Annotated in this window: 14 protein-coding genes; 9 read left to right on the top strand and 5 right to left on the bottom strand. The window is 73.1% G+C overall.

The annotated features are described in order from the left end of the window. Positions 1 to 101 precede the first annotated feature (101 nt). From ACLBYE_RS25945 to ACLBYE_RS25925, 5 genes are all read right to left on the bottom strand, one after another. Positions 102 to 1,430, bottom strand: coding sequence for an MFS transporter (locus ACLBYE_RS25945; protein WP_056523767.1), 1,329 nt, complete (start codon positions 1,428 to 1,430; stop codon positions 102 to 104). A gap of 339 nt (positions 1,431 to 1,769) precedes the next feature. After that, positions 1,770 to 2,696, bottom strand: a complete 927-nt coding sequence (locus ACLBYE_RS25940) for a hydroxymethylglutaryl-CoA lyase (protein WP_447696364.1) — start codon at positions 2,694 to 2,696, stop codon at positions 1,770 to 1,772. Further along, positions 2,693 to 3,886, bottom strand: coding sequence for a CaiB/BaiF CoA transferase family protein (locus tag ACLBYE_RS25935; protein ID WP_447696363.1), 1,194 nt, complete (start codon positions 3,884 to 3,886; stop codon positions 2,693 to 2,695). Before ACLBYE_RS25935 ends, ACLBYE_RS25940 begins: the two co-directional genes overlap by 4 nt. A gap of 100 nt (positions 3,887 to 3,986) precedes the next feature. After that, positions 3,987 to 4,907 carry a LysR substrate-binding domain-containing protein gene (locus ACLBYE_RS25930; RefSeq protein ID WP_447696362.1) on the bottom strand — a complete coding sequence of 307 codons (921 nt, stop codon included), beginning with the start codon at positions 4,905 to 4,907 and terminating at the stop codon, positions 3,987 to 3,989. A gap of 25 nt (positions 4,908 to 4,932) precedes the next feature. Then, complete coding sequence (locus ACLBYE_RS25925; protein ID WP_020093781.1) at positions 4,933 to 5,307, bottom strand: hypothetical protein; 375 nt, start codon at positions 5,305 to 5,307, stop codon at positions 4,933 to 4,935. 230 nt (positions 5,308 to 5,537) lie between these two features. Between ACLBYE_RS25925 and ACLBYE_RS25920 the strand changes: the two genes are divergently transcribed. The 9 genes from ACLBYE_RS25920 to ACLBYE_RS25880 all read left to right on the top strand — a co-directional run bounded on the left by ACLBYE_RS25920 (position 5,538) and on the right by ACLBYE_RS25880 (position 14,163). Continuing rightward, positions 5,538 to 6,161 (top strand): LemA family protein, encoded by a 624-nt coding sequence (locus tag ACLBYE_RS25920; RefSeq protein WP_376738905.1) that lies wholly within the window; start codon positions 5,538 to 5,540, stop codon positions 6,159 to 6,161. A gap of 10 nt (positions 6,162 to 6,171) precedes the next feature. Beyond that, a complete protein-coding gene (locus tag ACLBYE_RS25915; protein ID WP_447696361.1) occupies positions 6,172 to 6,984 on the top strand; it encodes a TPM domain-containing protein in 813 nt (270 codons plus the stop codon). Then, positions 6,974 to 7,606, top strand: a complete 633-nt coding sequence (locus ACLBYE_RS25910) for a TPM domain-containing protein (protein WP_447696360.1) — start codon at positions 6,974 to 6,976, stop codon at positions 7,604 to 7,606. The genes ACLBYE_RS25915 and ACLBYE_RS25910 overlap by 11 nt, the downstream gene beginning before the upstream one ends. A gap of 303 nt (positions 7,607 to 7,909) precedes the next feature. Then, positions 7,910 to 9,226: a glycosyltransferase gene (locus ACLBYE_RS25905; protein WP_447696359.1), complete on the top strand. Its 1,317-nt coding sequence runs from the start codon at positions 7,910 to 7,912 to the stop codon at positions 9,224 to 9,226. Continuing rightward, complete coding sequence (locus ACLBYE_RS25900; protein WP_020093786.1) at positions 9,226 to 9,462, top strand: ferredoxin; 237 nt, start codon at positions 9,226 to 9,228, stop codon at positions 9,460 to 9,462. Before ACLBYE_RS25905 ends, ACLBYE_RS25900 begins: the two co-directional genes overlap by 1 nt. Then, positions 9,459 to 10,784 (top strand): NAD(P)/FAD-dependent oxidoreductase, encoded by a 1,326-nt coding sequence (locus ACLBYE_RS25895; RefSeq protein WP_447696358.1) that lies wholly within the window; start codon positions 9,459 to 9,461, stop codon positions 10,782 to 10,784. The genes ACLBYE_RS25900 and ACLBYE_RS25895 overlap by 4 nt, the downstream gene beginning before the upstream one ends. Next, on the top strand, positions 10,777 to 12,018 hold the full coding sequence (locus ACLBYE_RS25890) for a cytochrome P450 (protein ID WP_447696357.1): 1,242 nt from the start codon (positions 10,777 to 10,779) through the stop codon (positions 12,016 to 12,018). Before ACLBYE_RS25895 ends, ACLBYE_RS25890 begins: the two co-directional genes overlap by 8 nt. A gap of 185 nt (positions 12,019 to 12,203) precedes the next feature. Next, positions 12,204 to 13,379, top strand: a complete 1,176-nt coding sequence (locus ACLBYE_RS25885; protein ID WP_447696356.1) for a zinc-dependent alcohol dehydrogenase — start codon at positions 12,204 to 12,206, stop codon at positions 13,377 to 13,379. Positions 13,380 to 13,494: 115 nt separating this feature from the next. Continuing rightward, positions 13,495 to 14,163 (top strand): SOS response-associated peptidase, encoded by a 669-nt coding sequence (locus tag ACLBYE_RS25880; protein ID WP_447696365.1) that lies wholly within the window; start codon positions 13,495 to 13,497, stop codon positions 14,161 to 14,163. Positions 14,164 to 14,352 lie beyond the last annotated feature (189 nt).

Genomic DNA, 14,352 nt, shown 5'->3' with positions numbered 1-14,352 from the left:
CGCCGCTCCGGGGCCGGTCGCGGCCCGACGGTCCGGAGCGGCCGGCCCGCGCCGGCCGGCCGCGGTGCGCCACCCCGGCCACTCCGGGGCGGCGGGCCGTCTCACGCCGCGCGGTCGCTCCGGCGCAGGCTCGCCGGCATCGCGAAGAGCGCCAGCCCGGCGGCGACGAGGCAGAGCACCCCGATCCCGTAGAGCGCGGGCGTCGTCGAGCCGGTGAGATCCTTCACCCAGCCGACCATCACCGGGCTGACGATGCCGCCGAACTGCCCGAGCGTGTTGATCAGCGCGATCCCGCCCGCCGCGCCGACGCCGGTGACGAGCTTGGCCGGCAGCGTCCAGAAGGTCGGGATCGACGCGACGATGCCGGCCCCCAGCAGCGCCAGGGCGAACATCAGCGGCACGATGTGCTTGTCGAACAGGCCGGCGCCGAAGAAGCCGAGCGCCGCCGCGATGGCGAGGCCCGCGACGAATTTCGGCCGCTCGCCCGAGGCGTCGGACAGGCGCCCGATCACCACCATGCTGATCGCCCCGCAGATGTAGGGAATCGCCGTCAGGAAGCCCACCGAGGCCGCCTGCCCGCCGCTCGCGGTCTTGATCAGGTCCGGCCCCCAGAAGTTCAGGCCGTAGGAGCCGATCTGGAGCAGGAAGTAGATCAGCGCGATCATCAGGAAGCCGGGCTGCTTGATCGCCCCGATCAGCGAGTGGTCGCCGATGTCCCGGTTGTGGTGGGCGATCCGGCTCGACAGGAGCGCCTTTTCGGGCTCGGACAGCCAGCGGGCATCGGCGATCCGGTCGTCGAGGCGCGTCAGCACGAGCATTCCGAGCACGAGGCAGGGCAGGCCGCCGGCCAGGAACAGCCATTGCCAGCCGGCGAGGCCGCCGACGCCGTTGAGGCCGCCGAGGATCAGGCCCGCCACCGGCGCGCCGAAGATCCCCGAGAAGGCCGAGGCCACGAACATGAACGAGGTGATGCGGCCGCGATGCGAGGCCGGGAACCAGATGGTCAGGTAGTAGAGGATGCCGGGGGCGAAGCCCGCCTCCATCGCGCCGATCAGGAAGCGCAGGGCGTAGAAGTGCCACTCGCTGCGGATGAAGATCATCAGCGCGGTGGCGATGCCCCAGGAGATCATGATCCGGGCGATCCAGCGCCGCGCCCCGACCCGGTAGAGGAACAGGTTCGAGGGCACCTCGAAGATCACGTAGCCGACGACGAACATGCTCGCGCCGAGCCCGTAGGCGACGTTGCTGAAGCCGAGGTCGCTCTGGAGCTGGAACTTGGCGAAGCTGATGTTGATGCGGTCGAAGAACGCGAACATGTAGCAGATCATGATCAGCGGCATGAGCCGCCACGCGACCTTGCGGACGACGCCGGTCTCCGTCACCGCGCCGGCCTCGGCGGCGGCCGGCGACCCGGACAGGGCTGCGGTCATGGTTTCCTCCGTGGTGTGTTCTTGAGGGACGTGTCGTGCGCGGGGCCGCCTTCGGGCGGGCGGCTTCCCGCGAAGTCAGGTTCGGGCGCAGCTCACGGCACAAGACGGCGACGCCGCCTTCGCCGGACGAGGCGCGGGTCCCCTCTCCCGTGCGGGAGAGGGACAGGGTGAGGGATCAGGTCTGTCCGGATGAGAAGCGTCCTGCCGGCGCGTCGACGGTGTGCCGCATCCGGAGAGTTCTCACCCCTCACCCCGACCCTCTCCCGGACGGGAGAGGGAGCGCGTCGCGTCCAACGCGTGGGGCGGACCGTTGCGAGCCCGCCCCTCTCCGTCTCCGGCTCAGGCCGCCCGGGCGGGCGCCGGATGCAGGTCGCAGGGCCGTCCGGCCTTGGCGACCTGGCCGGGCACGTCGTGGCCGACGAGGCGCGGCAGGTCCCGCGACAGGCCGATCAGCGCCGGGAGGTCGAGGCCCGTCGGCACGCCCATCTCGTGGGCCATGCTGACGAGATCCTCGGTGCAGATGTTGCCGGTGGCGCCGGGCGCGAACGGGCAGCCGCCCAGGCCGCCGAGCGCCGCGTCGAAGCGCCGGGCGCCCGCGTCGTAGGCCGCCAGCACGTTGGCGAGGCCGAGGCCGCGCGTGTTGTGGAAGTGGAGCGTCAGGCGCCCGGGACCGACCAGGGGCAGGAGCCGCGCGACGAGGCGGCTCACCTGCCGGGGATTGGCCATGCCGGTCGTGTCGGCCAGCGTCACCCCGTCGACGCCCAGCGACAGGTAGCGCTCCACCTGCGCGATGACCCTGTCGGCCGGCTGGTCGCCCTCGAACGGGCAGCCGAAGGCGGTCGCTACCGTGGCGTTGGTGCTGAGCGGGGCGCCGCGCACCGAATCCATGATCCGCGCGAAGCCGGCGATCGAGTCGGCCGGGCTCATGCCCATGTTGGCGCGGTTGTGGGTCTCGCTCACCGAGGCGACGAGGTTGATCTCGTCGACCTTGGCGGCGAGCGCCCGCTCGGCGCCCTTCGGGTTCGGCACCAGGGCGACGTAGACGGTCCCGGGCCGGCGCCGGATCCCGGAGAAGACCTCGGCCGCGTCGGCGAGCGCCGGCACCGCCTTCGGCGAGACGAAGGACGAGACCTCGATCCGGCTGAAGCCGGCCGACGCTAGGGCGTCGATCAGGCGGATCTTCTCCGCCGTCGGCACGAAGACCGGCTCGATCTGGAAGCCGTCGCGGGTGGCGACCTCCTGGACGATCAGCGCGTCGCCGCTCATGCCACGGCTCCCTTCTCGCGCAGCGCGGCGATGCGCGCCGGGTCGAGACCGAGCTCGGCGAGCACGGAATCGGTGTGGGCGCCGAGGGCCGGCCCCTGCCAGCGGACCTCGCCGGGCGTGTCGGAGAGCTTCGGCACGATGCCGGGCATCTTCACCGCGGTCCCGCCGGGCAGCTCCGCCTGCAGGATCATGTCGCGCGCCTGATAATGCGGGTCGGCCACGATGTCGGCCACCGAGTAGATGCGGCCGGCCGGCACGTCGGCGGCGTCGAGGGCGGCGAGCGCCTCCTCGACCGTCTGCGTCTTCGACCAGTCGGCGATGGTGCCGTCCAGCATTGCGGATTGCCTGGAGCGGCCCTCGTTGTTGCGCAGCGCCGGGTCGTCCGCGAGGTCGGGCCGACCGATCGCCGTCATCAGGCGGCGGAAGATCGGGTCGCTGTTGCCGGCGATGACCACGTAGCCGCCGTCCCGCGTCGGGTAGGTGTTCGACGGGGTGATGCCCGGCAGGGCGCCGCCGGTGCGGGTGCGGACCTCGCCCAGCAGGTCGTATTCCGGGACGAGGCTCTCCATGACGTTGAACACGCTCTCGACGAGCGAGACGTCGATGACCTGGCCCGCGCCCTGCCCGGTCTTGACCCGCAGCAGGGCCATCAGCGCGCCGATGACGCCGTGGAGCGAGGCCAGGGTGTCGCCGATGCTGACGCCGACCCGGGCCGGCGGGGCCTCCGGGCTGCCGGTGGTGAAGCGGATGCCGCCCATCGACTCGCCGATGGCGCCGAAGCCGGGCCGGTCGCGGTAGGGGCCGGTCTGGCCGTAGCCCGAGATCCGGACCATCACGAGGTTGGGGTTGAGGGCGGAGAGCACGTCCCAGCCGAGGCCGAGCTTCTCCAGGCCGCCGGGGCGGAAGTTCTCGACCACCACGTCGGCGCTCGCGGCGAGCTGCTTGACGATGTCGAGCCCCTCGGGCGACTTCAGATTGACGGCGATCGACTTCTTGTTGCGCGACTGCAGGTACCACCAGAGCGAGGTGCCCTCGTGCATCTTGCGCCACTTCCGGAGGGGATCGCCCTCACCCGGGGGCTCGACCTTGATGACCTCGGCGCCGAACTCGGCCATCAGCCGCGTCGCGAAGGGCGCGGCGATCAGCTGACCGAGCTCGAGAACGCGGATACCGCTGAGCGGACCGGACACGGCTTTCCTCCATCGTTTGTTGCCCCGGAGATAGGGCCCTTCCGGTGGCCAAGTCCAAACGCCATGCACCACCGTGCGTTCGCCGCCGGAGAACGCACGCTCAGCGACCGGCGGCCCGGAGATGCTCCAGCAGTAGGGCGGCCGCCGGCGACAGGGCGCCCGGGCGGACCACGAGGCGCAGCGTGCGCGCGGCCCAGGGATCGGTGAGCGGCACCGCGGCGAGCCGCATCGGCGGGCCGAGCAGGGCGTAGACGCGCTCCGGCACGGTCCCGAGGCCGAGGCCGACCTGCGCCATGCGGCAGATCGCGTCGAAGCTCGGGACGTGCATCCGCAGCCGCAGCGGCCGGCCGAGGCGCCGGGCCTCGTCGCGCAGGGCGGCGTAGATCGAGCTCTCCGCGTGCAGCCCGACATGGTCGTAGTCGAGGGTGTCGGCCAGCGCGACGGCGCCGCGGCCGCTCAGGGGATGCCCGGCCGGCATCACCAGGACGAGGCGGTCGCTCCGGTACGGGTAGGCGGTGAGGCTGCGGGTGTCGGTGTTGTCGGCGCAGAGGCCGAGATCGGCGAAGCCCTCCTCGACGCCGGCGACGACGCCGCCGCTCGGCCGCTCCTCCAGGTCGACCCGGATCCCGTCCTGCGCCGCCAGGAAGGCCTGCAGATCCTCGGGCAGGAACTCCACGATGGCCGAGAGGTTGGCGAGCACCCGCACGAATCCGCGCACGCCCCGGGCGTGCTCGGCGAGTTCCAGGGCGATCTGCTCGGCGCTCGCCAGCATCCGGCGGGTGTGGTGCAGCAGGGTCTCGCCCGCCGGGGTGAGCCGCATGCCGCGCGGCTCGCGGGTGAGCAGGGTGCAGCCCAGCGCGTGCTCCAGCTCGGCGAGGCGCTTGCTCACCGCCGAGGGCGCGATCGCCGCCCGGCGGGCCGCGCCGTTCAGGGTCCCCTCCGCGCAGATGGCCGCGAACAGCCGGAGCGTCTTCAGGTCGAGGCGGCTCAGGGTCGCGGCCGCGGGCAGGTCGGCGGACATCGGGCGGCTCGGTCCGGGGGCGCCCTCAGTCGCGGGATCCGACCGGCTGGCCGTAGGTGCCGAGGCCGGCCTTGGCCCCCTCCCGGTTGACGAGGCCGAACCGCAGCACCGCCTGCTCCAGGTAGTCGATCGCGTCGACGAGGTGGGCGCGCGCCGCCGCGACGCTCTCGTCGCCCTCCTCGACCGGCGTCTCGGCGAGCTTCACGGCGGCGATCAGGACGCGGTCGCGCTCGTCCTCGATCCGCGGATCGCGGGCGAGGTGGCCCCGGACCCGGGCGTCGAACGTCGCGATGACCGACCAGGGCAGCGCGTCCTTGCCGGACGGCGCCCGGTACGCCCGGGCGTGGCGCCGGGCGTCGGCGCTGGCGGCCCTGACATCGTCGGCGAGTGCTGCATCCATTCCCGGCCTCCGCGGCGCCGCGCCGATCGGTCCTCGGCCGGACGATCGGCTCGAGGGTCCGAACGTGCGCCGGCCCGGTCCGTTGCCGACGCCCTTAGCGGGCCGCGCCACAAACCTTCAAGACCCGTCGGGCGAGGGCCTTACCTTGGCGGTTCCGGCCCTTATCTCTCGGGCTCGTGATCAAGCGGCCGAGTCTCGGCCGGCAGATGGGGGACGATATGGGAACGACGCTGACGGCCGGCGCGGTGCGCCGGACATCGCCCGCGGCGCGCCTCCTCGGCGTGCTCTCGGTGATCCTGGTGGCCGCGGGTCTCTCCGGCTGCGGGGCGGTCAACCGGGTGCCGACGCTGCAGGAGCAGGCCAAGTCCGCGTGGAGCGAGGTGCAGAACCAGTACCAGCGCCGGGCCGACCTGATCCCCAACCTCGTCGAGACCGTGAAGGGCTACGCCCAGCAGGAGAAGGACGTGCTGATCGGCGTCACCGAGGCGCGCGCCAAGGCGTCCAGCGTGAAGGTCGACGCCTCCACGGTCAGCGATCCGCAGAAGTTCAAGGAGTACCAGGACGCCCAGAACCAGCTCTCGGGCGCGCTCGGACGCCTGCTGGTGACGGTGGAGCGGTACCCCGACCTCAAGTCGAACCAGAACTTCCTCGCCCTGCAATCCCAGCTGGAGGGCACCGAGAACCGCATCGCGGTGGCGCGGCGCGACTACATCACGGCGGTCCAGGCCTACAACACCGAGGTGCGCACGATCCCGGGCCGCTGGATCGCGGCCGTGCTGTACCCCGACGCGAAGCCGATGGAGACCTTCACGGCCACGCCGAACGCCGACCGGCCGCCGAACGTGAAGTTCTAGGGTGGCGTATATGGGCCGGACCGTGAGCCGGGCCGCGCCCGTCCGGGTGCGGCTCGCCCTGTCACTCGTCGTCCTGGCGGCGTGCCTGACGGTCTTCGCGCTCGGGGCGCTGGCGGCGGAGCTGACCTTCCCGGCGCTGACCGGCCGCGTGGTCGACGCGGCCGGCATCCTGACGCCGGAGCAGCGCGGCACCCTCGAGGCCAAGCTCAAGGCCCACGAGGACAAGACCTCGGACCAGGTGGTCGTCGCCACGGTGCCGAACCTGCAGGGCACGACCGTCGAGGACTACGCCAACCGCCTGTTCCGGGACTGGAAGCTCGGGCAGGCCAAGACCAACAACGGCGTCCTGCTGCTGGTGGCCCCGAGCGAGCGGAAGGTCCGGATCGAGGTCGGCTACGGCCTGGAGGGGGCGCTGACCGACGCCCTGTCCAAGGTGATCATCGCCGGCGCCATCACGCCGCGCTTCAAGACCGGCGACTATTTCGGCGGCCTCGACGCCGGCGTCGACGGGATCCTGTCGATCCTGGCCGGCGACGCGCAGGAGTGGCAGCGCAAGCCACAGGTGCGGTCCGACGAGGTCGACCCCGCCCAGGTGGCGGTCTTCGTCGCCCTGCTGCTGATCGTGGTCTTCGTCGCGTGGCGCATGAGCCGGGGTGGCCGGTCGAGGCCCGGCGGCCTCGTCATCCTGCCGGGGCCCGGCTCGGGCGGGTGGGGCGGCGGCTTCTCGGACGGCGGGTCGGGCGGCTCCTCGGGCGGCTTCGACGGTGGATTTTCCGGCGGCGGCGGCTCGTCGGGCGGCGGAGGGGCCTCCGGTGACTGGTAGACGCGCGGCTGTCCTGACTCCGGAAGCGCGGCAGCGGCTCGCCCAGGCGGTCGGGCGCGCGGAGGCCGGGACCTCCGGCGAGATCGTCGTGATGGTGAGCCGGCGCGCCGGCGCCTACCGCTCGATCGTGCTGCTCACCGCCCTCGTCGCGGCGCTGGTCCTGCCCTGGCCGCTGATCGCCCTGACGGCCTGGAGCGCCGCGTCGATCCTGCTGGCGCAGGCGGCCCTCGTGGCGGCGATCCTCGCGGCGAGCCAGAACGAGCGGCTGCGCATGGCCCTGGTGCCGCGCCGCCTGCGCCGCGCCCGCGCCCGGGAGGCGGCCCGGCGGGCCTTCTGGTCGCGCGGCCTGAGCCTGACGCGCCGGCGCACCGGGATCCTGCTCTACCTGTCGCTCGCCGAGCGGCACGCCGAGATCGTCACCGATCTCGGCGTCCTGCGGGAGATCCCGCCCTCCGCCTGGGACGGGATCCTCGCCGAGCTCATACCAGCGCTCGGGCGCGGCGCCATCGAGGACGGCCTGACGGCGGCGGTCGCGCGCGTCGGGGCCTGCCTGGCGGAGCATCTCCCCGCGGGCCCGGGCGATCCCGACGAGCTGCCGAACCGGGTCGTCGTGGTCGACTGACGGCGCCACCGGCCGTCGCGGTCGGGCGCCCGTGACGCGTCATCCGAATGGTGGACGCGCCGAGATCCGGCAGGCCGCACGATGGCTGTGGCCTGCGACACTCCGATATTGCGTCGGACTTCAACCGGATGCCATGGTGCGCCGCCGCACGAAGCACCCTCCGGTTGTGTAACTGCGCTGGACCGGCCGCGATTTACCCTGCGAGTCCGGCGCGCCGGGGGCCACGGGGCACTTGCGCGTGAAGGCGCCGGCACCCGAGTAGGAGCGACGCCGGCCCGACCGGCGGCGCTCGAGGAGGCCGTGATGAAGATCCTGATCGCCGCGACGCCGCTCACCGGCCACGTGAACCCGCTCCTCGCCATCGGTCGGACATTGGCGGCCCGGGGGGACGCCGTCCTCGTGCTCACCGATCCGGCCTTCCGGCCGAAGGTCGAGGCGGCGGGCCTGCGCTTCACGCCCTACGCCGACAACCACGCGGCGGAGTACCGCGAGACCGAGCTGCCGGCCGGCCCGGAGCGCTACCGCCGCGAGTTCGAGCGCCGGTTCGTGGATCCGATGCCGGTCCAGGCCGCCGCCCTGCGGGCGCTGATCGCGGCCGAGGCGCCCGACGTGATCCTGGCCGGCAGCATGTTCCTGGGCGCGCTCCCGCTGCTGCTCGACAGCGCGCCGCGGCCACCGATCGTGACCGTCAACGTCAGCATCCTGTTCCTCGACCGGCCCGACCACGCGCCCGTGGGCCTCGGCCTGCCGCCGGCCCGCGACCGGGACGACCTCGTCCGCTACGCCACCCTGAAGGCCGGCATGGACGCGGCCTTCGTCAACCCGGTGCGGACCTACACGGACGCGAAGCTCGCCGCGCTCGGCCTGCCGCCCCTGCCGGCGTCCCTGCCCCACTCGATCGTGGTCCTGCCGGACCTGTTCCTGCAGCCGACCGTGCCGGGCTTCGAGTACGAGTACGGCACCCTGCCGCCGGGCCTGCGCTTCATCGGCCTGCTCGATCCGCCGACGCCGCCCGCGCCGCTCCCCGACTGGTGGCCCGATCTGGGGGCGGCGAACGCGGCGGGCCGGCCCGTCGTGCTGGTCACCCAGGGCACGCTGGCCAACGCGGATTTCGGCGAGCTGGTCGAGCCGACCCTGACTGCCCTGGCCGACCGGGACGATCTGCTGGTCCTGGCCACCACCGGCGGCCGCCCGGTGGACGCGCTGAAGGTCCCGGTCCCGGCCAACGCCCGGGTGTCGTGCTTCCTGCCGTTCCGCGAATTGCTGCCGCGGGTGAGCGTGCTGGTGACCAACGGCGGCTACGGCAGCGTCTCGCAGGCGCTCGCCGCCGGCGTGCCGATCGTCTCGGCCGGCCTGACCGAGGACAAGGCGGAGGTGAACGCGCGCATCGGCTGGTCCGGCGTCGGGGTCAATCTCGGGACGAACGCGCCGAGTTCCGAGGCCGTCGGCGCCGCGGTGGCGCGGGTGCTCGGCGAGCCCGGATTCCGCGCGCGCGCCGGGGCGCTGCGGGACGCCTTCGCGGCCCGGGACGCCATGGCGTCGATCCTGACGGCTCTGGACGATCTCGCGCGCGCCGGGGCCGATGCCGGGACCGCGCGCCCGCTCGCGAGGTCGGCGTGATGCCAGCCTCCGACACCGCGGCGCTCCGGGTCGTCGTGGATCTCAACCGCTGCCAGGGCTACGCCCAGTGCTGCTACGCCGCGCCGGACGCCTTCGCGATCCGCGGCCACGAGATCCTGTTCTACGATCCCGCGCCGCCGGCCGACCGCCGCGGCGCCATCGAGCGGGCCGTGCAGGCCTGCCCGGTCCGCGCCATCAGCCTCCAGGCCGGCCCGGACGACGGAGACGCGCCGTGACCCCCGAACCCGCCGGCATCGTCGTGGTCGGCGCCTCCCTCGCCGGCCTGCGCGGCGCCGAGGCGCTGCGCCGGGGCGGCTACGACGGGCCGCTCACGCTGGTCGGCGCCGAGCCCTACCGTCCCTACGACCGCCCGCCCCTGTCGAAGCACGTGCTCGCCGGCGAGCTCGCCGCCGACGCGACCCGGCTGCCGGAACTGGCGGATCTGCGCGCCCGCTGGCGCCTCGGGAGCCCGGCCGTCGCCCTCGACCGGGCGGCCCGCACGCTCCGGCTCGCCGACGGGTCGGCGCTCGCCTATGAGGCCCTGCTCATCGCCACCGGCGCCGAGGCCCGGCCCTGGCCGGCCGAGACCGGCGGCGGCCTCGCCGGCATCTTCACCCTGCGCGGGCGCGACGACGCGGCCGCCCTGCGGGATGCCCTGCTGGCGCGCCCGCGGCAGGTGCTCATCGTCGGCGGCGGGCTGATCGGCTGCGAGGCGGCCTCCTGCCTGCGCGACCTCGGCCTGCCCGTGACCCTGGTCGACCCGAACGCCGCGCCCCTGGCCCGGGGTCTCGGGACCTTCGTCGGCGGCGTGATCGCCGAGCGCCTGCGGGAATCCGGCGCCGCGTTCCGCCCCGGCACGACGGTGCGGGCGTTCGAGGGCGACGCGGCCGGGCACGTCGCCCGGGCCCGGCTGGCGGACGGCAGCACCATCGAGACCAACCTGGTCATCGCCGCCCTGGGGGCGACCCGGGCGACGGGCTGGCTGCGGGGCGCGGGCCTGCGCGCGGATGCCGGCGGCGTGACCTGCGACGCGGCCTGCCGGGTCCTCGACGCCGACGGGGTGCCCTGCCCGGACATCTACGCCGCGGGCGACGTCGCCCGGTGGCCGATCCCGCTCTACGGCAATCGCCTGATCGCCGTGGAGCACTGGGGCAACGCTGTCGAGCAGGCTGCCCACGCCGCGCGCAACATGCTGGCCGGCCCCGGCGACCAGCGCCCCTACGGCCACCTGCCGGCCTTCTGGTCGAGCCAGTTCGGGATCAACATCAAGCTGGTCGGCCTCCCCGACGGCGCCGATTCCGTGGCGGTGGTGCAGGGTTCGCGGGCCTCCCGGCGCTTCCTCGCCGTGTACGGCCGCGCCGGGCGCAGCATCGCGGCCGTCTCGTTCGATCAGGCCCGCTGGCTGCCGGCCTACGCGGAGGCGATCACGGCCGGCGACCCGTTCCCGCCGATCACCGACGCCACCGACCGGCCGCGCGTCGAGATGGCCGTCCCGGGCTTCCCGCCGCCGCACCGAGCCGCCCCGGCGCGGCCTTCCGCCGAGGCCGTCCATGTCTGACGACGCGCTGTTCGCCGCCGTGATGGATCCGGCCAACCGGGCCGACCCGTACCCGCTCTATCGACGGATGCGGCAGCAGCCGGTCTCCCGCCAGCGCGACGGCAGCTACGTCGTCTCCACGCACGCGGCGATCCGCAGCCTGCTGTTCGACCCGCGGCTCAGCTCCGAGGATCTGCCGCCGCCCCGGCGGCCCCGCACCGGCAACCCGCTCAAGGACCTGATCCTCAACCCGATCAAGAACCGCATCAGCGCCACGCACCGCCCGTTCATCTTCCGCGATCCGCCGGACCACGACCGGCTGCGCAGCCTGGTGATGCGGGAATTCTCGATCGCGCGGGTACAGGCGCTGCGGCCGCGGATCGCCCGGGAGGTGGACGGCCTGATCGACGCCTGCCGGGACCGGCGGGAGGTCTGTCTCGTGAGCGACCTCTCCTACCCGCTGCCGGTGACGGTGATCTGCGAGCTGCTCGGCGTGCCGCGCGAGGACGAGCCGCGGTTCCAGGCCTGGGCGACGCAGCTCGCCACGGCCGTCGAGCCGGACGCGCGCCACGACGACGCGACCCGGCGCCAGATCGTCGGCGCCTTCGACGAGATCGCCGCCTACATGCGCGACCTCATCCGCGAGAAGCGGCGGCGCCCGGCCGACGACATGCTGAGTGGCCTCGCCGCCCCCGGTCCGGACGGTCGCAAGCAGATGAGCGACTTCGACCTCCTGTCGACGGCGGTCCTGCTGCTGGTCGCGGGCCACGAGACCACCGTGAACCTCATCACCAACGCCATGCTGACCCTGCTCCGGCACCCCGAGGAGCTGGAGCGGCTCCGGGCCGATCCGGAGCGCGCGCCGCGGCTGATCGAGGAGGTCCTGCGCTACGAGCCGCCGGTGCATTTTCGGACCCGCAAGGCCCTCGGCGCGATCGCGGTGGCCGGCGAGATGATCCCCAAAGGCGCGCCCGTCATCCTGATGTTCGCCGCCGCGAACCGCGATCCCGACCGGTTCGCGGAGCCCGACCGCTTCGATCCCGACCGGGGCGACATCGAGCATTTCGGCTTCGGCGGCGGCCTGCACTACTGCGTCGGCGCGCCGCTGGCGCGGCTCGAGGCCGAGATCGCTCTGGTGGCGCTGAGCCGCCGCCTCGTCGCCCCGCGGCTCGCGGTCGATCCACCGCCCTACCGGCCGGGCGCGTCGCTCCGGGGGCCCGAGCAGCTCGGCATCGGCATCGACGGGATCGCCTGATCCGGACCGGGCCGGCGCGAGTCGTAAAGCGCCGGTGAACGGGGCTGTTTCACGTGAAACATTTGTAAACCCCTTCGCCCGTGGCGGGCGGATCGCGGCGCCGGAACTTGGCCGTGCCGCGGCGGGCTTTACGGGACAACGGCCGACTCGGCCGCGATCCCGAGAGCTTCCGGAGAGACGACGCCATGAAGGCACTGTGCTGGCACGGCCGCAACGACATCCGCTGCGACACGGTCCCGGATCCGGTCATCGAGGATTCCCGCGACGTCATCATCAAGGTCACGAGCTGCGCGATCTGCGGCTCGGACCTGCACCTGATGGACGGCCTGATGCCGACCATGAAGAGCGGCGACGTCCTCGGCCACGAATTCATGGGCGAGGTCGTCGAGGTCGGACAGGGCTTCACCAAGTTCAAGAAGGGCGACCGGATCGTCGTGCCCTTCAACATCAATTGCGGCTCCTGCCGGCAGTGCAAGCTCGGCAATTTTTCTGTGTGCGAGCGCTCGAACCGCAACGCCGAGATGGCGGCCGCGCAGTTCGGCTACACGACGGCCGGCCTGTTCGGCTACTCGCACCTCACCGGCGGCTACGCGGGCGGCCAGGCCGAGTACGTGCGCGTGCCCATGGCGGACGTCGCGCCCATGAAGGTGCCGGACGGCATGGACGACGAATCGGTCCTGTTCCTCACCGACATCCTGCCGACCGGCTGGCAGGGCGCCGAGCACTGCGAGATCCGGGGCGGCGAGACGATCGCGGTCTGGGGCACCGGCCCGGTCGGCATCTTCGCGATCCAGTCCGCGAAGATCATGGGGGCCGAGCGGATCATCGCCATCGAGACCGTGCCCGAGCGGATCGCCCTCGCCGAGAAGGCCGGCGCCACCGACGTCATCGACTTCATGAACGAGGACGTGTTCGAGCGGATCAAGGAGATCACCAAGGGCCAGGGCGCCGACGGCGTGATCGACTGCGTCGGCATGGAGGCGAGCGCCGGCCACGGCGGCCTCACCGGCATGCTGTCGACCGTGCAGGAGAAGCTCACCGCCACCGAACGCCCCTACGCGCTGGCCGAGGCCATCAAGGCGGTCCGCCCCTGCGGGATCGTCTCGGTGCCGGGCGTCTACGGCGGTCCGATCCCGGTCAACATGGGCTCGATCGTCCAGAAGGGCCTGACCCTCAAGAGCGGCCAGACCCACGTGAAGCGCTACCTCGAGCCGCTGACCAAGCTGATCCAGGAGGGCAAGATCGACACGACCTCCCTGATCACCCACCGCTCGCAGGACCTCGCGGAGGGGCCGGACCTCTACAAGGCCTTCCGCGACAAGAAGGACGGCTGCGTGAAGGTGGTGTTCCACCTGAACTGAGGCGGCGGCGTCCCGGTCGACGATCGGCCGGGACGCGCCCTCTCCGCCGCGCTGGGCACGGCGTCCCGAAAGCGTGTAGAGCCGGCAATGCGCTCACCGACCACGCGGGGTGTCCATGTGCAATCTCTACAGCCTGCGGACCGGCCCCGCGGACCTGCGCCGGGCCTTCGAGATCGCGGAGGATCGCACCGGAAACCTCCCGCTGTTGCCGGCTATCTTTCCCGACCAGCTGGCGCCGGTGGTCCTGAACGGCGCGGCCGGCCGCGACCTCGCGATGATGCGCTGGGGCATGCCGGGGCCGAAGGCGTTCGGCGAGCACCCGATCACCAACGTGCGCAACGCCGCGAGCCCGCACTGGCGGCCCTGGCTCGGCGTCGCCCACCGCTGCCTCGTGCCGGTCACCGCCTTCAGCGAGTACGCCGACACCAAGCCGCGCAAGACGCCGGTCTGGTTCGCCCTCGACGAGGACCGGCCGCTCTTCGCGTTCGCGGGGATCTGGCGGCCCTGGACCGGCGTGCGCGGCACGAAGCGCGAGAACCCCGACCGGGTCGCCGAGGAGCACCGGCTCTTCGCCTTCCTGACCACGGAAGCGAACGGCGTCGTCGGGCCGGTCCATCCCAAGGCCATGCCGGTCCTGCTCACGAAGCCGGAGGAGTGGGCGACGTGGCTGGAGGCGCCGACCGCGGAGGCGCTCCGGCTCCAGCGGCCGCTCCCCGACGCGGCGATGCGCGAGGTCGCCCGCGGGGCGCGCTCGGACGGGCCGGAGGCCGAGCCTGAGGCGTAGGCGGCGCCAGGGCCGTTCCCGATCGTGTCGCGACGATTTGGAAGGACGATGACTCCGGTTGAGATAGCCGCGCCAGGCCCCCTCTCCCGTGCGGGAGAGGGTTGGGGTGAGGGATCAGGTCCTTCCGGATCAGTCGCATCCCTCACCCTGTCCCTCTCCCGTGCGGGAGAGGGGACCCGCGCCTCGCTC

It is taken from the genome of Methylobacterium sp. A52T (assembly GCF_053346095.1).
The sequence above is the reverse complement of the archived record's forward strand: the minus strand, read 5'-3'. Positions and strand labels throughout refer to the sequence as shown.